Origin of the sequence: Bacteroides difficilis, assembly GCF_048319815.1 — a bacterium.
Lineage (GTDB): Bacteria > Bacteroidota > Bacteroidia > Bacteroidales > Bacteroidaceae > Bacteroides > Bacteroides zhangwenhongii.
Map to the genome: position 1 here is coordinate 4,370,961 of NZ_CP182814.1, position 17,833 is coordinate 4,388,793.

A 17,833-nucleotide genomic window follows, 5' to 3' on the forward strand; every position below is an offset into this window, starting at 1 on the left:
TTCGGTTAATACTTTAATAATACTTTTACGCTTTTGATTACTTCATTGCTAAGAGTTCCTTAACCTGGCTTACATTTGTTGTATCAACAGTTGTAGAGTAGCACAGATTTCTTTTTCTCTTCTTAGTTTTCTTAGTCAAAATGTGACTGTGAAAAGCGTGCTTTCTTTTGATTTTACCTGTTCCGGTAAGGGTAAACCTTTTTTTAGAACCGGAGTTAGTCTTCATCTTTGGCATCTTACTTATTTTTAAATTATTAAATATATAATGGCAACGCACTATACCTGCGCGTTACGCATTTTCTCTTATTCTTCCTCAGCTTCCGGCTTTTCAGCTTTCTGCACAGGAGCGGCAGGTTTCGGTGCTGCCGGCTTTTTAGCTGCCTCTTTCTTTTTCGGAGAAAGTTGTATAGTCATACGCTTTCCCTCAAGTATAGGCATCTGATCTACTTTCGCGTAATCTTCAAGGTCGTTGGCAAAACGAAGCAAAAGAACTTCACCTTGCTCCTTAAAAAGGATGGAACGTCCCTTAAAAAACACATAAGCCTTCACCTTATCTCCATCTTCCAAAAAGCCCTTAGCATGCTTCAACTTGAAGTTGTAATCATGATCATCTGTCTGAGGTCCGAAACGGATCTCTTTTACATTGACCTTAACCTGCTTCGCTTTTTGTTCCTTCTGGCGTTTCTTTAATTGATAAAGAAATTTAGAGTAATCAATAATACGACAAACAGGGGGTTGAGCATTAGGAGAAATTTCCACTAAATCCAATTCTTTCTCTTCGGCCATTTTCAAGGCTTGAAAGATAGGATATACTTTCGGTTCAATATCGTCGCCTACAATGCGGACTTCTTTGGCACGAATCTGTTCGTTGATTCTGTATTGCCCTTTAAAAGTGTCATTCTTCATTAAAAACGTTTACTTCCTAGTTTGATCTTTTTATTGTTCTACTAAATATTTATCATGAAACGGCTGCAAAGTTACCATTTATTTATCATATTCTGAACTTCTTCGTTCAAAATTTTAGCAAATTCTTCAAATTTCATGGTTCCCTTATCCCCTTCGCCTTGTCTACGAACAGAAACTTCACCATTTTCTGCTTCTTTTTCGCCGACAATCAGCATATAAGGAATACGTTTCATCTCATTATCACGGATCTTGCGACCTATTTTTTCGTTACGGTCATCTACAATCGCACGGATTTCGTGAGTTTTCAGATACATCTTCACTTGTTCCGCATATTCATTAAACTTCTCACTGATCGGCAGAATAGCAACTTGGTCGGGTGTCAACCACAATGGGAACTTACCGGCGGTATGTTCAATCAGCACAGCAACAAAGCGCTCCATTGATCCGAACGGTGCACGATGGATCATAACCGGACGGTGTTTCTGATTATCAGATCCCATATATTCCAGTTCAAAACGTTCCGGCAAGTTATAATCTACCTGGATAGTACCCAACTGCCAGCGACGACCGATTGCATCTTTCACCATAAAGTCAAGCTTAGGACCGTAGAAAGCCGCTTCACCATATTCAATCTTAGCAGGTAATCCTTTTTCTTCACAAGCCTCGATAATAGCCTGCTCTGCCTTTTCCCAATTATCATCGCTACCAATATATTTTTCGCGGTTTACTTTATCGCGCAATGATATCTGAGCCTCAAAATTCTGGAAATTCATAGAACGGAACACAATAGAGATGATATCCATTACACGAAGGAATTCATCTTTTACCTGATCCGGGCGACAGAAAATATGAGCGTCATCCTGCGTAAAGCTACGTACACGAGTTAAACCGTGCAACTCACCACTTTGTTCATAACGACAAACTGTTCCAAATTCAGCAATACGCAATGGAAGGTCTTTGTATGAACGCGGGAAGTTCTTATAAATCTCACAATGGTGAGGGCAGTTCATCGGTTTCAAGAAGTACTCTTCTCCTTCTTCCGGAGTATGAATAGGCTGGAAAGCGTCTTTGCCATATTTTGCATAGTGACCGGAAGTCACATACAGTAACTTGTTGCCAATCGGCGGAGTGATTACTTCCTGATAGTCATAGCGAGTCTGGATACGACGCAAGAATTCCTGCAAGCGCAGACGTAATGCAGTACCTTTCGGCAACCACATCGGAAGTCCCTTTCCTACCGTCTCCGAGAACATGAACAACTGCATCTCCTTGCCGATCTTACGGTGGTCACGTTTTTTGGCTTCTTCCAACAATACCAGATACTCATCCAGCATTTTCTTCTTCGGGAACGTGATACCATAAATACGTGTCAACATCTTACGGTCTTCCTGACCACGCCAATATGCACCGGCTACCGTAGTCAGTTTGATAGCTTTGATCGGAGCAGTCGTCATCAAGTGAGGACCACGGCAAAGATCAGTAAATGCCCCTTGCGTATAAGTAGTAATATGTCCGTCTTCCAATTCGGAAATCAACTCACATTTATAAGTTTCCCCACGATCGCCAAACATCTTCAATGCATCCGCTTTGGCAATGCTCTCTCTGACTACATCCTCTTTCTTGGCAGCCAGTTCCTGCATCTTAGCTTCAATAGCAGGCAGATCACTTTCCTTGATTACCGCTTCTCCCGGATCTACATCATAATAGAATCCGTTTTCAATGGCCGGACCGATACCGAACTGAATGCCCGGATAAAGTTCCTGCAAAGCTTCAGCCAACAAGTGAGCACTTGTATGCCAAAAAGCATGTTTGCCTTCTTCATCATCCCATTTATAAAGCACGAAATCAGCATCTTCATTAATAGGACGTCCTAAATCATAAGTCTCGCCATTCACGCCACAAGCCAAAACATCTTGTGCCAAACGCGAACTGATACTTTCTGCAATCTGTAAACCGTTCACTCCTTCGTTATATTCACGAACAGAGCCATCGGGAAATTTTATCTTTATCATAATAGATGATGTTATATTTTCACAATTTGAACGCAAAAGTAAGTAAATCTTTTGAGTTTTCCATTTTTTATCAAATAAATGTTATTCCGTCTGATCCGTAAAACGTTTGATCACGTTATAAGCAGAAACAATACCCAACTCACCGGCTTTACTTAAATCAGAAATGCCCAGTTTGTTATTACCTAAAAATATATGGGTAAGACCTCTATTAAAGTAAGCATCCGCAAAATCGGGATTCAGCTCGATCGCCTTGTCATAATCGGCAATAGCAGCCCGGTAGTCCTTCAGCATAGCAGAGACATTCGCACGGTTATAGTAAGCATAAACAAAGTCCGGCGCCAGATTGATCACCTTGTCCAGGTCTTTCCTTACTACTTCATAATCAACCGCAGTAATCTCTTTACGTTTATCACCCGGAATATCCGTTTCGGCGGCTTGTTCCGCCTTCTGATATTCCAGTTGCTTACAGCGGATAAGCGCACGCATAAAATAAGCCGGGAAGAAATCACCGTCCAACAGAATCGTCTGTGTCAAGTCAGCCACAGCACTTGAGAAGTCCTGTACCAGATAGAAGTCAATCGCACGGGCAAAACGCTTCGGAGCGCTCTTTTCATCAGCCACGATAGCGGATGTATGTGTATCGATCAAAGCAAAATGGAATTTCACCTGTTCTTCTGTCAACGGAGCTTCCATATTCGTAATACGGAGACGTTTAGAGAGGATTCCCGTACGGTTCAAGTCCTCAATATACTTGTGGAAATTCACCGAACGTTTCACGTCACTCATTTTCTCATAATAAGTCAAAGCAAACATGGGTTCCAGTGTGATATTTACATTCTTGTCCTGCACACGTCCACGATAATCACTCGTATAGCGCTGTTCGGCTTCAGAGTCATCGGCAATTACTATCTTACGATAGTTATTCATATCCTTATCCGACTTCTTACGTGTTTTTTCTCCATCTTCATCTCCACTTCCGTCCGCTTTATCTTTATTCTGGGCAACATCCTTATTAGTCACACCGTTCTGCTTGTCAATCTGGGCTTTCATGACCTTAAACTCATCTTGTTCCGCTCCTTTCTTATCCCCAATTTTTCTACGGGCTTCCGAACGCTGATAATATCCGGCCAAAAAGTTAGGATACTGATTGATAACAGTCGTATAGTCTTGTATGGCCCCACGATAATCACCTGTCTGCGCACGGAGCAAACCACGATTAAAGACAGCCATCATATTATCCGGTTCCATTTGAATGACAAAATCAAAGTCCTCAATTGCCCGGTTGTCGTCCCCTACCCGTGCACGAAGCAGACCACGATTATAATGTCCGATAAAGTTATTGGGATCAATATCCAATGCCAAATCATAGTCACTCATAGCACCTCTCAGATTATTCTGATGAAATCTTGCCAATGCACGATTAATATAATTTCCGGCATTCTTCGCACTTAAATGAATAGCCCGGTCAAAGTCCGATTCCGCCTCTGCATATTTGGATTGCTGCAATTTCACAATTGCCCGTGCAGCCCATGCGTCCGGATCATATTTATCCAATTCAAGCGCCTTATTGAAATCGGTCAAGGCAGCAATGGTGTCCTTCTGCTGCAAAGACACTTCCCCCCTCATTAAATAAGCACGTGTATAACGGGGAGACACTTTCAGCAAACTTTCCAGATCCTCTTTTGCTGAATTATAATCCTTTTTCTGAATATGAGATAACGTTAAATTATGCCACAGAGTGATATTCTCCGGATCATAATGCAAAGCCTTCTGATAATCTTCAATAGCCCCGTCAAATTTGCTCTGACGGATTCTGGCAAGGCCACGAATCTGATAAGCACCTACCACAAACGGATTGCGTTGGATAGCCGCATCACAGTCTGCTTCCGCACCTTGAAAATCTTCCAGATTCAGTTTGGCCAAAGCCCTGAAAAAATAAGGCTCATACAAATAAGGTTTAGCGTTAATTACCTGGTTGAAGTACTGAATGGAAAGTACATAATCCTCAAAATAAAGAGCGTTTCGGGCGATAGTCATCACCCGATCCGTATTTATCTGAGCACATACCAGTGTGGGGAACAGTAATAATACTGTTAATATTCTCTTTATCATCGACATTTTATACTTGTAAACGAAGCAAAAATAATGCTTTTCGTTTACTTAACAGGGATATAAACGTTTTTTATCTTTATTTTACCTGTTTCATCTTATAAGAACTGCGAGCTTTCCCCTTCAACATCGTATTCAGTTTTCCCTTAATCATTTGCTTACGAAGTGGAGAAATATGATCAATAAACATCTTACCGTCCAAATGGTCGAATTCATGTTGCATTACGCGAGCCAGATAGCCTTCTACAACTTCCTCGTGTTCCACAAAATTCTCGTCCATATATTTCACGCGAATCTTATCTCCTCTTTTCACTGTCTCATGGATACCCGGCAGACTCAGACATCCTTCTTCCATACTTACTTCTTCTCCCCCGACCTCTAGTATGTGGGGATTGATATAAGCTTTATTAAAATCTTTAAATTCAGGATAATCCTCCGAGAGCGGATCTAATGTAATGGTAACAACACGAATTGGCAAACCGATTTGCGGGGCAGCCAATCCTACACCGTCCGCATGCACCATTGTTTCAAACATATTTGCAATCAACTCTTTCAGATTCGGATAATCCGGAGTTATATCCTCTGCCACCTTTCTTAAAACAGGCTGGCCATATACATAAATAGGTAAAATCATATCTGATATTCTACTAAAAAATTAAGTTATTCTTTGTCTAAATTAAAAACGTTTACTTTCCAAATATGTTTGCAGAATAATTGTAGCGCTAATCTCATCTACCAAAGCCTTGTTCTGCCGGTCTTTCTTTTTCAGTCCTGCCTCCAGCATAGTCCGATGCGCAAGAACGGAGGTAAAACGCTCATCCACATACTCCACAGGAAGCTCAGGAAAACGTTTTTTCAGTGAACGGACAAAAGGTTCTATATTTTTCATATTCTCCGAAACTTCATTATTCATTTGCTTAGGCAATCCAATAATAATCCGCTCTACCGGTTCCTTAGCGATGTAATCACCGATAAAATTCAAAAGCTCATGTGTAGGAACTGTCGTCAAGCCATTGGCAATCAGCTGCATGGTGTCGCTGACAGCTATTCCTGTACGTTTTCTTCCGTAATCTATTGCTACTATTCTGCTCATGGGGCACAAAAATACAAAAAAAGACGCTTCCCGTGAAAGGAAACGTCTCTTTTATTATAATATTTCAAATGTATATTATTCTTCAACAATTGCTACACGGCTCAGTTTAGCATCATCATAGAACATATTGCCAACACCACCCTTATAGTCAACCTTCAACTGAGAAGCAGGAACTCCGAATTCGTTAACCATCAAGTCACGAACAGCTTCAGCTCTCTTCTTACTCAACTTCATGTTGTATTCAGCAGAACCTGTACCTTTATCAGCATATCCGGTTATAGTAAATACTTTTCCTGGATTTTCCTTGATACCCTTAGCCATAGCTTCGATATTCATGTACTCTCTCTTGCTGATATTGCTCTTACCGATATTGAATACTACAACAAGGCGTGGAACAAATCCGGCTTCTTTCTTAACGATCACTTCCGGTTTCTTATTACGTGCTTCAACCAAGTCACGCTTCAAAGATTCATTTTCACCCTTCAGTGCGTTTACTCTGTCTCTCATATCGTTCAACTGGCTTTCCGGAACCATCGGAACTGTAGGAACTGCATTCCAACCGCGTTTCTTAAATTTATAAGTAACACCTACAGTCAGTCCTAACATAGCTTCCTTATTCTCACCAGCCAATGTATTTTTCATAAACAGACTACGCATTTCCACGTTGAAGTCCAAAGCAGACGACAAACGGAAACGGTTAATCAAACCTAAATTAAAACCAATATTATCATCTGTCGGTTTTGTCCAAGAATGAACCCATCCTGCACCCACATAAGGGATGAATGAATACAGACGGTCTTCCTTATATCCGCAGAACATATTAGTAAGGTTCAACATAACATCACCATGAAAATTGGCGATATTCCATTTCTGCTTATAATATCCGTTAGACATAACGCCACCTTTTACGTAAGCATCATCTTCAAACAAAGCAGCTCCCTTAGCCTGAAGACCATTATAAGCAATACGCAAACCGATTCCGGGAGTAAACCACTTTCCTACAGCAATATCCAATGCAGGAGCAAGTCGTTTTCCAAAATCCAACTTACTGTCATTATCTCCAAAATACATCTGGGCTCCCAGACCACCGCTAATAAACCAATTAGCTCCAAAGCGGTTTGTCTCTACGCTATAGCTAGTTGCTGCTTTTTCTTTTTCCTGAGCAGGCAGACAAACAGAAACTGCCGCCAATAAAATAAATAATAAACCCTTTTTCATCTCAATTTATTTTAGTAAATAATATATTTCCATCAAAAAGAGAATAAGATGAACTTATTTTCTTAAAAATTACTGCAAATATAGATATTTAATATAATACACGCAAAAAATCACGTAAAAAATCACACCTCCATTCTTTTTTTATAAAACAAAAATAGCCAACGACAAATTTATCATTGGCTATTCTTATTTTTCTGCTGTACCTTTAATATACTAACTTTACATTATCAATCCATAATGTATTTCCCGGAGAACCTATATATGCCCCTCCGTGACTGGATGTAAACTGAAGACACAGATGGGTAGGGACGTCATTCTCATCCCCCCAAGCCACCTCATGAATAGGTACACTTTCGCCTTTACTATTGACCGTGTAACTTTCAGTAACCTGCAGACGCATCATGTGAGCCTTATATTCAGGACGACTTGTAATATCACCATACATAATTTCATAGGAAACATTATTCTTCCAGTCCGTAGAGTGATAATAATAGGTCACCATTGTACCGATACGTTTCGCATACACGTTTCCTTCCGCATCTTCCCAACGTTTCTGCAAAAACAGAATAGCTGCGGGATAATCTTTACCGGGAACATCCGTAATCTTACTGAATCCGGTAGCACGGATACGATTTTCGCGATCCGACATCTTCACCTTGTAGTCGAACTGAAGGGCTACCGGTTTCTTAGTAAACGGAATACCGGTCTGCAGCATCTTCTGTGGATTCTTAGTACCTTTAATAGGTTCATGCACCGATCCGGTAAAAATAGAACCGGCCGCCAGCACCGTGATATTGACCAGTCCCAGCACCTTCACACTTTCCATACGAGTATCCAGCCGCGCACAGTATCCATTCCCTCTTTTTTCGGGGAAAACCGATGTGTTCGTCTTGGTAATTCCGGCTACTTTTGCCATCACGTTTGAAGTACCCCAAGGCGAACCACCCATATTTTTATAAACCTGATCTCCCTTGATTACAGTGGTCGGCCCTATCGCATATACATTCTTTGTATTTCCGCCAATAATGCTCGACTCCTTTATTTGACGGTCTACCCATTGATCCATGTCTCCAAAAGGAAGCATTTCGACTTTATGCTGCGCCATCAAAGACAAGGAAGAAAAAAATGCAACAAAACCTGTCATCAACAGGCGATGAACGATTTTCTGAACCATTACTTTCCTTTCTTTTTTCTTCTTATAAATTATAATCCCATTGTTTTAAAGCAAATCCCCAATTCTCTTCAACCAGACGAATTGTGCGATCATCATATTTATACTTGTTCTTTTTATATCCTTTCTTACCACCCACATACTTTTCTATGTCAGCACGCGCTTCCGTGAATCCCGGAATAGAAAGTGACTTATAAATATTCTCTGTCATTCCCATCGCATCTGCTTCAAAATCTTCAAACTTCACCTCCATCAGATTACCTTCGGGGATAAACTGTTTGTCCGATTCATACTTATGATAAAGTTTTGCATAGATAGAAAGGATATTTTCCTCCAATTGTTCATTGCTGATATCCTGCAACTTCAACGGTTGAATCGTATTTGTAAAGAAACTGCGTGTAGATTCAAATACCGTATACGGGTTACGCATCAAGTAAATAAACTTAGCGTTCGGGAACATCTTTACCAATTCCTTCACCCGGCCGGTGTGCGGAGGATTCTTGCTAAGGAACTGAGTACCATGCGTATTCCACAAAGAAATCTTAATCAGTTTCGTAAATACCTCTTCAAATACTTTCAACTCCGCGTCTGTAATATCATCAAACAACAGATACTTGTCTGCATATTCCTGTTGACATTTCGGCAAGAACCAAAAATTATAATAAGTATAAGGCATCATATTCGACAATGCAAATTCCTCTTCCTGCGGAAGATCCACGGCCAGTTCCATATTGTCGGTCGGACGTTTATCCGGCATCAGCCAACTCATATTCTTTTTAAAGAAAGGCTGCCCCCACATCATCAAATGAGGAAACACAGTCTGATACGTTGTATTATACCCAAAATGCTTGTCGCAAGAGAACACATTATGAACAAAAGTAGTTCCGCTTCTCCAATGTCCCAGAATAAATACCGGATCATGTTCCAATGGCTGGTTGGCCAATAGCTTTTCATACCGGCTATTCTGCAATCCGGCTAATGGAGAGAGTAAACGGCACACCGCCTTTGTCAACCGGTATTTTCCCTTGTAAGCCGCATCTATTTCACGACCGACAGTGATAGCCTTAAACGTTTTCCAGTCTGCACCTACCAGCGTATTAATCGGAAGTTTATTAAATTCGAGTAATCCCATACTTTTCTTACTTTATTATTTTCACAGCAAAACCCTGACGTTCCAATTCCTTTGCTGCTTTTTCTACAGCCTCATAATGTTCCGGAGCAATTCCCAACTTCGGTAAGTCCAAAACAGGAATATCATCCGTATTGCTCATATCCTTCACCTCAACCCGATCGATAATCATACCGACAGCCGAAGTATTATTCGTAATAGGATCAATCAAGATAAATGAACCGCATGACTTATTCTTCTTATACGGATCAAAGAAAAGTTCTTTGGCAGTAGTCAGCACCACACGTGCAATCTGATTGAGCTGCAATGGCAAACTATCTGCCGTCAATTGCCCATTATCAACAGAAAGGTGTTCCATTGTGTTTACATCCACCTTATATTTAATCGCATCAATACGGGTGCGGCTCAGATTAGTCGTTTGCTTGATAAAGAAAGATTTATTGATATCCATCGGTTCCTCGTCCATCCACACCATCATTGCTTCAAAATTACGGTCGATAATAGGCAAGTTATCCGGATGCACCAGCATTTCACCACGAGACACATCAATCTCATCTTCCAAAGTCAACGTAACAGATTGCGGTGGAAACGCATAATCCAACTCCCCGTCATAAGTTACGATACTTTTTACCTTAGACGTTTTTCCCGAAGGAAGTGCCATCACCGTATCTCCCTTACGGACAATACCGGATGCGACCTTACCGCAGAAACCTCTAAAGTCCAGATTCGGGCGAAGTACATATTGAACCGGGAAACGGAAATCAGACAGATTATGGTCATTATCGATATGAACGGTTTCCAGAAAATCCAACAAAGAGATTCCTTTATACCACGGAGTACGTTCCGATTTATCCACTACATTATCTCCATCCAAAGCGGAAAGAGGAATACAGTTCACATCGGGAATTCCCAACGGAGCAACGAATTTCTTGTATTCGGCAACAATCTCGTTGAACCGTTCTTCCGAGAAATCCACCAAGTCCATCTTGTTTACGGCCAGTACGACATGCTTGATACCCAACAGAGATACCAGGAAAGTATGGCGGCGTGTCTGTGTAATCACTCCCATACGGGCGTCTACCAGAATAATCGCTAAGTTAGCCGTAGATCCGCCGGTGATCATATTACGAGTATACTGCTCATGTCCCGGAGTATCCGCAATAATAAACTTACGGCCGTTGGTAGAAAAATAACGATAAGCCACATCAATCGTAATACCCTGTTCCCGTTCGGCTTTCAAACCATCGAGCAACAATGCGTAGTCTATATGTTCACCCGCATTTCCCACACGTTTGCTATCACGCTCCAACGCATCCAACTGGTCTTCGTACAATTTCTTACTGTCAAACAACAAACGTCCGATCAGCGTTGATTTCCCATCATCAACCGAACCGGCGGTCAACAGTCTCAGCAAGTCTTTCTGCTCATCCTTATCCAGAAAAGCCTTTATATCTAATTTATTATCTGCCATCACTTGTTACAATTAAAAGTATCCTTCACGTTTCTTCTGCTCCATACTCGCATCCTGGTCGAAGTCAATCACGCGAGTTGTCCGTTCACTCTTAGTAGTAGTCATCATTTCTTCCACAATCTCCTCGATTGTGGAAGCGCCGCTTTCTACAGCACCCGTCAATGGCCAACAACCCAGCGTACGGAAACGGACCATCTTCATTTCAATCTGGTCACGGTATTTTTCCGGCAAGCGGTCGTCATCCGCCATAATCAGATTACCATCCATTTGTACTACCGGACGTTCCTTTGCATAATACAACGGGACAATCGGAATATTCTCCAGCCGAATGTACTGCCAGATATCCAACTCTGTCCAGTTACTCAACGGGAATACGCGAATACTCTCCCCCTTGTGTACACGGGCATTATAAATATCCCACAATTCAGGGCGCTGGTTTTTCGGATCCCACTGATGGAACTTATCCCGGAAAGAGAAAATACGTTCTTTCGCACGTGATTTTTCTTCATCACGACGGGCTCCCCCGAACGCTGCATCAAACTTATACTTATCCAGAGCACGAAGCAATGCCTGTGTCTTCATCAGGTCAGTGTGCACTTTGCTTCCATGCGTAAAAGGTCCCACCCCTGCATTGAAAGCTTCCATATTACTTTCTACAATCAGATTCCATCCATATTTCTTAGCATATTCGTCACGGAACTGAATCATCTCCTTGAACTTCCATTTCGAATCGATATGCATCAAAGGGAATGGCACTTTACCCGGATAAAACGCTTTTTCCGCCAAACGCACCATCACCGAAGAATCCTTTCCGATACTGTAAAGCATCACCGGATTCTCAAATTCCGCCGCCACCTCGCGGATGATATGAATAGACTCTGCTTCGAGCTCTTTCAAGTGACTTAATTTATATTCTTCCATTTATTTTAAAAGTTATGAATTACGAATTATGAATTTGCCGACAACCGCATACCAATTCTTCATTCCCAATTCTTCATTCTTCATTTCACATTCTTCACTTTAGGTAAAATCAGCTCCAGCAAACGATTCACAGATTCTTCCAGACTTAGTTTAGAAGTATCCAACGACAAAGCCGGATGTTCCGGTATCTCAAAAGGCGCGGAGATTCCCGTAAAATTCTTTATTTCTCCTTTGCGGGCTTTCGCATACAACCCCTTTACATCGCGTTTCTCACACTCCTCCAACGGGGTACTTACGAAAATCTCCAGAAAATCATCCTTTCCGATTATATTCGCCGCCATTTCGCGAATATCATTATTCGGACTGATAAAAGCAGCAATTGTTATAATGCCGCTGTCCAAAAACAACTTTGACACTTCGGCTATACGGCGAATGTTCTCCACCCGGTCGGTTTCCGAAAAGCCCAAATTATTATTAATTCCGCTACGGATATTATCCCCGTCCAGAATACGGCAAAGCAGTCCACGCTTATGCAGTTCGCGTTCCAATGCAATGGCAACTGTACTTTTCCCCGACCCGCTCAGTCCGGTAAACCATATCATGACACTATGCTGTCCCAAAAGCTCTTCTTTATCTTGCCGTGTCATCATGCGGTCAAAGATAGGATATATATGATTCTTTTCTTCCATCTATAAATTAGTTTTATTAAAAGTTCCAGATCATCGGGATCAGAATAACAGAAATTAAGAAGGTTATAATATTTAGCGGTAATCCGATACGCACAAAATCCATAAACTTATAGTTACCGATACCTTGCACAATCAGATTCGTCTGATAACCAATCGGTGTAGAGAAACTGGCAGATGCAGCCATACAAATTACCACAAAGAAAGGTGTCGGGCTGACTCCCATCTGTGCAGAGATCGACAGTGCCAAAGGAAACGCCAAAGCCGCCGCTGCATTATTGGTTATCAACTCCGTAAACAGATTTGTGATAATAAATAGCATTGCAAGCAACACGTGCGGACCGTAATCATCACTTAACCCAATGATGAACTTAGCAACGCAATCCGCCACTCCCGAATTTACCATCGCCTTACTGATCGCAAAAGCACAAGCAATCGTAATCAGGATATCCCATGAAATGTATTTAGTATATTTGCGGGCAGGGAACAGATTCGTCCATGCCATAATAATAGTAGTAATAGAGACAAAGAAGAACATATCCAGTTTGATATCCGGAAACATTTCCCTCACAATAGGAAGTTCACCCACTGTTGCACCTACAATCATCAACACCAAAAGAAACAAAGCAAACCAACGTTTTTTCTTTCCGGCAGTATCAGGGTCACTTCCATTTGTCAACAGCACGAATACGGAAGATTCTCCCCATGTCGGAATAAACGTATCATCAGCCATCACCACCAGAGTATCTCCTTCATGAAGCACTATATCTTCCAGATTCGTAACAAAACGTTGTCCGTTACGTGTCTTTATCTCCTTCACTTCCGCCCCATAATGGCGTTGGAAATTAAAATCCTTCAGTTTCTTATTAATACCGGGAAAACGCGCACCCAATACAGCCTCTACCCGGTGCAGCTTCTCCCCTTCCTCTACTTCTTCATCCGGTACCGCCGTATCCGGGCGTGCATCCGGCAACAGACGCTTCGAGAAAACAAACAGATAAATAATACCGGCAATGGCTATAAAAATTCCTACTTTTCCAAGTTCAAACATCGAGAAGCCTTCGAATCCGGCATCCAATATCATACCATGCACCACCAGATTAGTAGAGGTACCGATCAGCGTACAAATACCACCCAGAATAGTGACATAAGAAAGAGGTATCAAGAATTTTGTAGCAGGAAGCTTCACCGAATTGGCCCAATGCTTGATAATAGGAGCAAAGATAACAACGACAGGAGTATTATTCAAGAAAGCGGAGATGAACGCCACCGAAGGTAAAAGACGCAGCTGTGCCTTAAACACCGTTGTCTTCCCCTGAGGCAACAGCTTCTTTATCACCTGTCCCAGCGTACCCGACTGTCGGATCCCTTCACTCACCAGAAATAGCAAAGCAACGGTTATCATACCTTTGTTGCTAAAGCCTTCAAGCATCTCTTTGGGAGTCAGAATACCGGCACACAAAAATAATACCACTACTGAAAAAAGTATCATACCCGGACGCATCTTATCTGCAACCAAGGCAGCTACCATTCCTAATAGGGCCAATAGTACAAATACAATTTCAAATGTCATATAAACATCAATTAGTGTTCTCTCTTGGGCTCAACAATAAACCAAGGATTCAATAAGTCCTCCTTATTATATCGTAACGGCTCATCCTTTCCGGCTTGATACACTTCCATTCCGGCAGCACGTGCAATCGCATGTCCGGCAGCCGTATCCCACTCCATAGTCGGAGCAAAGCGCGGATACACGTCAGCCTCTCCTTCCGCCACCAGACAGATCTTCATAGAACTTCCACGCGATATCAACTCAATGCCACCGCGTTTCTTCTTCCTCAGGTCTGCAATATATTCTTCCGTTTCAGGCGACAGGTGCGAACGGGAAGCAACGACTATGAAATGATCACGAGGATCATCCAACGGCAATCGTTCCGAATCTTCTATCATCTGTTTCAATGTCACCGTATCATCTTCCAGACCGACAAGACCGGAACACTTATATGCTCCCACACCCTCAACCGCAAAATAAAGTATTCTCTTTACAGGCACATAAATAACCCCTATCACAGGCACTGAGTCCTGCACCAAAGCAATATTCACTGTAAATTCCCCATTACGCTTGATAAATTCCTTTGTACCATCCAAAGGATCCACAATCCATAAAGTATCCCATTTACGGCGGACCTCATAATCCAGATGTTTCCCTTCTTCACTAAGGATCGGGAAAGGAGTCTTGCTCAAAACGGCAACAATTGCTTCATGTGCTTTTCTGTCCGCTATTGTCAGTGGAGAATTATCAGCCTTTCTTTCTATTTCAAAATCCGATGCCGGATCCTCATAAATAGACAGTATTTCTTCACTTGCTTTCAATGCCGCATCAATAGCAGCCATTACATATTTTTGTTCCATTTAATTCTTTTATTAAAACCTCATTTCCATCAAGGCTGTGAATTCTCCAAATTAAGAATTGACAAAAGTAAAAACTTTCTTTGCTATAAAAGTTTCCCCATTGACATTTATAACTTCTTTTAGTAGAAAGATAAAAATATCTAAATAGATATTCAACCCTTTCTCAATAAAAAAGCAGTAACTTCCCAGTTACCGCCTTCTTATTTGGAAACAACATTTGTTCTTTCCAAGTATATATTACCAAAAAGAAATCAATAAACACGATACAGCAACCAGGCTCCCTGGAAGTCCGAACGGTTCGGATACTTGGCTTTAAAAGCATCACGGGCTTCAGCTGCTGCAGCTTTGTCGGCAAATGAACTTACGATAACACGATACATTGCCTTATCTGCATTGAATGCGATAGTTGACTGATAACCTTGTGCATCCAACCAATCTTTCAGACCTTCCGCATTTGCTTTAACGCCAAAACTACCTGCCACTACACTATAATCTTTCAATCCCTCATTGCCGGAAACCACTGTAACTTTTTCCTGGCGAACGCCGGATGTATCTGCCACCTTAGGTGTTGTCACAGGAGCTGCCACTACCGGAGTCACTTCTACCGGAGCTTCCACCTGCGGTTCCGCCAGTTCCTGCTGTTTTGCTTTCTCGTAAGCTTTCTTATAGGCGCTTTCGCTGGATTTACAAGATGCAAAAGCCAGCACCAAGCATACTCCCATTCCCAATACGACTAATTTTTTCATAATCCTATACTCTTGTTTTAATTAATAATTCTATATCCTTGTCCATCTACATTTAGTTTCGGGCAACAAAATAATAGAAATTTTATCATCCGGCAAAGAAATCCGGCAAAAAAACCTCTATTCCGTCTTTTTCTTGTACGAAATAGTACCCGTAGCCTGATAAGTAGGCATTAAAAGTACCTCCGCAATCTGAATATGCTCGGGAGCCGATGCGGCAAAATAGACAGTCTCGGCAATATCATCTCCCGTCAACGGACGAATCCCTTTGTAAAAATTATCAGCAGCCTCTTTATCTCCACGATAACGTACTACCGTAAAATTTGTTTCCACCATACCCGGCTTAATATTCGTTACTCTCAATGGTGTATCCACCAAGTCAATCCGCAAACCGTCCGACAGAGCTTTTACAGCAGCTTTAGTCGCACAATACACGCTTCCTCCGGGATAAGCGGCATCACCGGCAATGGAACCGATATTGATAACATGTCCGCGTCCGCGTTCCACCATACCGGGTACTACCATGCGTGTCATAGCCAGCAACCCTCTTATATTCGTATCGATCATGATGTCCCACTCATCCAGACTCCCCTCAAACTCCTTATCCACGCCAATCACCAGTCCGGCATTGTTGACCAGCACATCAATCGCTTTCCATTCTTCGGGCAAAGATTCCAAAGCTGCGGCAGCCTGCTTCCGGTCACGTACATCAAAAGGAAGTATATATACCCGCACACCATACATCTTTTCCAATTCAGCCTTCAGTTCCTCCAACTTCGACACGGTGCGTGCATTCAGAATCAAATTCCATCCCTCTTTTGCAAACTTACGGGCACAACCTTCACCAATTCCGCTACTGGCACCGGTAATAAAAACAATTTTAGCTTCCATTATGTTTCGATTTACAATATTAGTTGGCAAAAGTACGCCTTAAGTTATATTGGTTAGTCTCGAAAGTCAGTTAAATAAGATTAAACCGAAGAAGAAAAAAATAAATATAAAACTGAGCACTTTTTTTTCGTTTTCATGAACAACCTTTCAATAAAAATGTTATATTTGTTGTATCATAATCATTTTAAACATTACAAATTATGAAAGGATTGAATGTATTAGCAGCTTTTCTGGGTGGTGCAGCCGTAGGCGCAGCCCTTGGTATTTTATTTGCTCCTGAGAAGGGAGAAGATACTCGTCATAAAATTGCAGAGATTCTCCGTAAGAAAGGTATCAAGCTCAACCGTAATGAGATGGAAAATCTTGTTGACGAGATTGCAGCTGAGATGAAAGGAGAAATAGCAGAGTAAATGAGTAACAACAGACTAAAACAGAGCGACCATGTTTGCAGACGATAAAAGTATTGAGAATTTCCAGCAGTTATTTTTCGAGTTCAAGAAATATTTAGAACTTCAGAAAGAATACACCAAATTAGAATTAACGGAAAAGTTAACCATACTATTCTCAACGTTAATCATGATATTAGTACTTATTATCTTAGGCATGGTAGCCCTGTTTTACCTGCTTTTTGCATTGGCTTACATATTAGAGCCATTGGTCGGTGGTCTCATGGCTAGTTTTGCCATTATTGCCGGTATCAACATCGTCCTTATCTTCCTAGTTATTATTTTCCGCAAGCAGCTCATCATCTCTCCGATGGTGAACTTCCTCGCTAATTTATTTTTAACCGATTCAAATAAATAAATTATGAGTGCACAAACACCACCACAGAAAATTACTTTAGAAGAAATCGCAGAACGTAAAAAGAAACTTCTAAATGAGATTCATGCTCAAAAGAAAGCCATGACTGCCACAACACGCGAGATATTCGCTCCGCTAGCTCCGGCTACCAACAAAGCGGATGCCATTATGCGTTCGTTCAATACAGGCATGGCGATATTCGATGGGGTGGTAATGGGAATCAAGATTATGAGGAAGATACGTGCATACTTCAGGAATATGAGATAAAAG

Annotated in this window: 19 protein-coding genes; 3 read left to right on the forward strand and 16 right to left on the reverse strand. The window is 41.6% G+C overall.

All coding sequences use genetic code 11. The features are described 5' to 3' along the window. Positions 1–37: 37 nt before the first annotated feature. From rpmI to ACNOGP_RS17335, 16 genes are all read right to left on the reverse strand, one after another. Positions 38–235, reverse strand: a complete 198-nt coding sequence (gene rpmI, locus ACNOGP_RS17260; RefSeq protein WP_004326827.1) for a 50S ribosomal protein L35 — start codon at positions 233–235, stop codon at positions 38–40. A 68-nt stretch (positions 236–303) separates the two neighbouring features. Further along, positions 304–906, reverse strand: coding sequence for a translation initiation factor IF-3 (gene infC, locus ACNOGP_RS17265; protein WP_055278283.1), 603 nt, complete (start codon positions 904–906; stop codon positions 304–306). 71 nt (positions 907–977) lie between these two features. Next, entirely contained in the window at positions 978–2,918 is a 1,941-nt protein-coding gene (gene thrS / locus ACNOGP_RS17270) for a threonine--tRNA ligase (RefSeq protein WP_007753754.1), read from the reverse strand. 81 nt (positions 2,919–2,999) lie between these two features. Next, the gene (locus ACNOGP_RS17275; protein ID WP_418213318.1) at positions 3,000–5,030 is read right to left on the reverse strand and encodes a tetratricopeptide repeat protein; all 2,031 of its coding nucleotides are present in this window, start codon (positions 5,028–5,030) and stop codon (positions 3,000–3,002) included. 76 nt (positions 5,031–5,106) lie between these two features. Beyond that, positions 5,107–5,661, reverse strand: coding sequence for a peptide deformylase (gene def / locus ACNOGP_RS17280; RefSeq protein WP_007759354.1), 555 nt, complete (start codon positions 5,659–5,661; stop codon positions 5,107–5,109). Positions 5,662–5,703: 42 nt separating this feature from the next. Beyond that, positions 5,704–6,120, reverse strand: coding sequence for a Holliday junction resolvase RuvX (gene ruvX / locus ACNOGP_RS17285; protein ID WP_022276045.1), 417 nt, complete (start codon positions 6,118–6,120; stop codon positions 5,704–5,706). Positions 6,121–6,195: 75 nt separating this feature from the next. After that, positions 6,196–7,338 carry an OmpA family protein gene (locus ACNOGP_RS17290; protein ID WP_418213319.1) on the reverse strand — a complete coding sequence of 381 codons (1,143 nt, stop codon included), beginning with the start codon at positions 7,336–7,338 and terminating at the stop codon, positions 6,196–6,198. Between the two features lie 205 nt (positions 7,339–7,543). Beyond that, entirely contained in the window at positions 7,544–8,512 is a 969-nt protein-coding gene (locus ACNOGP_RS17295) for a PCMD domain-containing protein (RefSeq protein WP_007759351.1), read from the reverse strand. 22 nt (positions 8,513–8,534) lie between these two features. Then, a complete protein-coding gene (locus ACNOGP_RS17300; protein ID WP_418213320.1) occupies positions 8,535–9,641 on the reverse strand; it encodes a sulfotransferase family protein in 1,107 nt (368 codons plus the stop codon). A 7-nt stretch (positions 9,642–9,648) separates the two neighbouring features. After that, positions 9,649–11,109 carry a sulfate adenylyltransferase subunit CysN gene (gene cysN, locus ACNOGP_RS17305; RefSeq protein WP_007753737.1) on the reverse strand — a complete coding sequence of 487 codons (1,461 nt, stop codon included), beginning with the start codon at positions 11,107–11,109 and terminating at the stop codon, positions 9,649–9,651. A 12-nt stretch (positions 11,110–11,121) separates the two neighbouring features. Next, positions 11,122–12,030: a sulfate adenylyltransferase subunit CysD gene (gene cysD / locus ACNOGP_RS17310; protein WP_007759335.1), complete on the reverse strand. Its 909-nt coding sequence runs from the start codon at positions 12,028–12,030 to the stop codon at positions 11,122–11,124. Positions 12,031–12,110: 80 nt separating this feature from the next. Then, a complete protein-coding gene (cysC, locus tag ACNOGP_RS17315) occupies positions 12,111–12,719 on the reverse strand; it encodes an adenylyl-sulfate kinase (RefSeq protein WP_007759333.1) in 609 nt (202 codons plus the stop codon). Between the two features lie 16 nt (positions 12,720–12,735). Then, positions 12,736–14,289 (reverse strand): SLC13 family permease, encoded by a 1,554-nt coding sequence (locus tag ACNOGP_RS17320; RefSeq protein WP_186967838.1) that lies wholly within the window; start codon positions 14,287–14,289, stop codon positions 12,736–12,738. 11 nt (positions 14,290–14,300) lie between these two features. Next, positions 14,301–15,128: a 3'(2'),5'-bisphosphate nucleotidase CysQ gene (gene cysQ / locus ACNOGP_RS17325; RefSeq protein WP_182505705.1), complete on the reverse strand. Its 828-nt coding sequence runs from the start codon at positions 15,126–15,128 to the stop codon at positions 14,301–14,303. Between the two features lie 251 nt (positions 15,129–15,379). After that, positions 15,380–15,874: an SPOR domain-containing protein gene (locus ACNOGP_RS17330; RefSeq protein ID WP_007759326.1), complete on the reverse strand. Its 495-nt coding sequence runs from the start codon at positions 15,872–15,874 to the stop codon at positions 15,380–15,382. A gap of 117 nt (positions 15,875–15,991) precedes the next feature. Beyond that, positions 15,992–16,762, reverse strand: a complete 771-nt coding sequence (locus ACNOGP_RS17335; RefSeq protein ID WP_007759322.1) for an SDR family oxidoreductase — start codon at positions 16,760–16,762, stop codon at positions 15,992–15,994. A 200-nt stretch (positions 16,763–16,962) separates the two neighbouring features. On the opposite strand from ACNOGP_RS17335, the gene ACNOGP_RS17340 reads away from it, so the two are divergent. Genes ACNOGP_RS17340 through ACNOGP_RS17350 form a run of 3 tightly spaced genes read left to right on the forward strand, consistent with a single transcriptional unit; the run spans position 16,963 to position 17,830 of the window. Beyond that, positions 16,963–17,172 (forward strand): YtxH domain-containing protein, encoded by a 210-nt coding sequence (locus tag ACNOGP_RS17340; protein ID WP_007753720.1) that lies wholly within the window; start codon positions 16,963–16,965, stop codon positions 17,170–17,172. Positions 17,173–17,203: 31 nt separating this feature from the next. Continuing rightward, the gene (locus tag ACNOGP_RS17345; protein WP_007759320.1) at positions 17,204–17,566 is read left to right on the forward strand and encodes a phage holin family protein; all 363 of its coding nucleotides are present in this window, start codon (positions 17,204–17,206) and stop codon (positions 17,564–17,566) included. Between the two features lie 3 nt (positions 17,567–17,569). Next, on the forward strand, positions 17,570–17,830 hold the full coding sequence (locus tag ACNOGP_RS17350) for a hypothetical protein (RefSeq protein WP_007759319.1): 261 nt from the start codon (positions 17,570–17,572) through the stop codon (positions 17,828–17,830). Positions 17,831–17,833 lie beyond the last annotated feature (3 nt).

Excerpts from the sequence above, each read along its gene's own strand:
- rpmI (WP_004326827.1), bottom strand. The coding sequence starts at position 235 with ATGCCAAAGATGAAGACTAACTCCGGTTCTAAAAAAAGGTTTACCCTT.
- infC (WP_055278283.1), bottom strand. The coding sequence starts at position 906 with ATGAAGAATGACACTTTTAAAGGGCAATACAGAATCAACGAACAGATT.
- thrS (WP_007753754.1), bottom strand. The coding sequence starts at position 2,918 with ATGATAAAGATAAAATTTCCCGATGGCTCTGTTCGTGAATATAACGAA.
- ACNOGP_RS17275 (WP_418213318.1), bottom strand. The coding sequence starts at position 5,030 with ATGATAAAGAGAATATTAACAGTATTATTACTGTTCCCCACACTGGTA.
- def (WP_007759354.1), bottom strand. The coding sequence starts at position 5,661 with ATGATTTTACCTATTTATGTATATGGCCAGCCTGTTTTAAGAAAGGTG.
- ruvX (WP_022276045.1), bottom strand. The coding sequence starts at position 6,120 with ATGAGCAGAATAGTAGCAATAGATTACGGAAGAAAACGTACAGGAATA.
- ACNOGP_RS17290 (WP_418213319.1), bottom strand. The coding sequence starts at position 7,338 with ATGAAAAAGGGTTTATTATTTATTTTATTGGCGGCAGTTTCTGTTTGT.
- ACNOGP_RS17295 (WP_007759351.1), bottom strand. The coding sequence starts at position 8,512 with ATGGTTCAGAAAATCGTTCATCGCCTGTTGATGACAGGTTTTGTTGCA.
- ACNOGP_RS17300 (WP_418213320.1), bottom strand. The coding sequence starts at position 9,641 with ATGGGATTACTCGAATTTAATAAACTTCCGATTAATACGCTGGTAGGT.
- cysN (WP_007753737.1), bottom strand. The coding sequence starts at position 11,109 with ATGGCAGATAATAAATTAGATATAAAGGCTTTTCTGGATAAGGATGAG.
- cysD (WP_007759335.1), bottom strand. The coding sequence starts at position 12,030 with ATGGAAGAATATAAATTAAGTCACTTGAAAGAGCTCGAAGCAGAGTCT.
- cysC (WP_007759333.1), bottom strand. The coding sequence starts at position 12,719 with ATGGAAGAAAAGAATCATATATATCCTATCTTTGACCGCATGATGACA.
- ACNOGP_RS17320 (WP_186967838.1), bottom strand. The coding sequence starts at position 14,289 with ATGACATTTGAAATTGTATTTGTACTATTGGCCCTATTAGGAATGGTA.
- cysQ (WP_182505705.1), bottom strand. The coding sequence starts at position 15,128 with ATGGAACAAAAATATGTAATGGCTGCTATTGATGCGGCATTGAAAGCA.
- ACNOGP_RS17330 (WP_007759326.1), bottom strand. The coding sequence starts at position 15,874 with ATGAAAAAATTAGTCGTATTGGGAATGGGAGTATGCTTGGTGCTGGCT.
- ACNOGP_RS17335 (WP_007759322.1), bottom strand. The coding sequence starts at position 16,762 with ATGGAAGCTAAAATTGTTTTTATTACCGGTGCCAGTAGCGGAATTGGT.
- ACNOGP_RS17340 (WP_007753720.1), top strand. The coding sequence starts at position 16,963 with ATGAAAGGATTGAATGTATTAGCAGCTTTTCTGGGTGGTGCAGCCGTA.
- ACNOGP_RS17345 (WP_007759320.1), top strand. The coding sequence starts at position 17,204 with ATGTTTGCAGACGATAAAAGTATTGAGAATTTCCAGCAGTTATTTTTC.
- ACNOGP_RS17350 (WP_007759319.1), top strand. The coding sequence starts at position 17,570 with ATGAGTGCACAAACACCACCACAGAAAATTACTTTAGAAGAAATCGCA.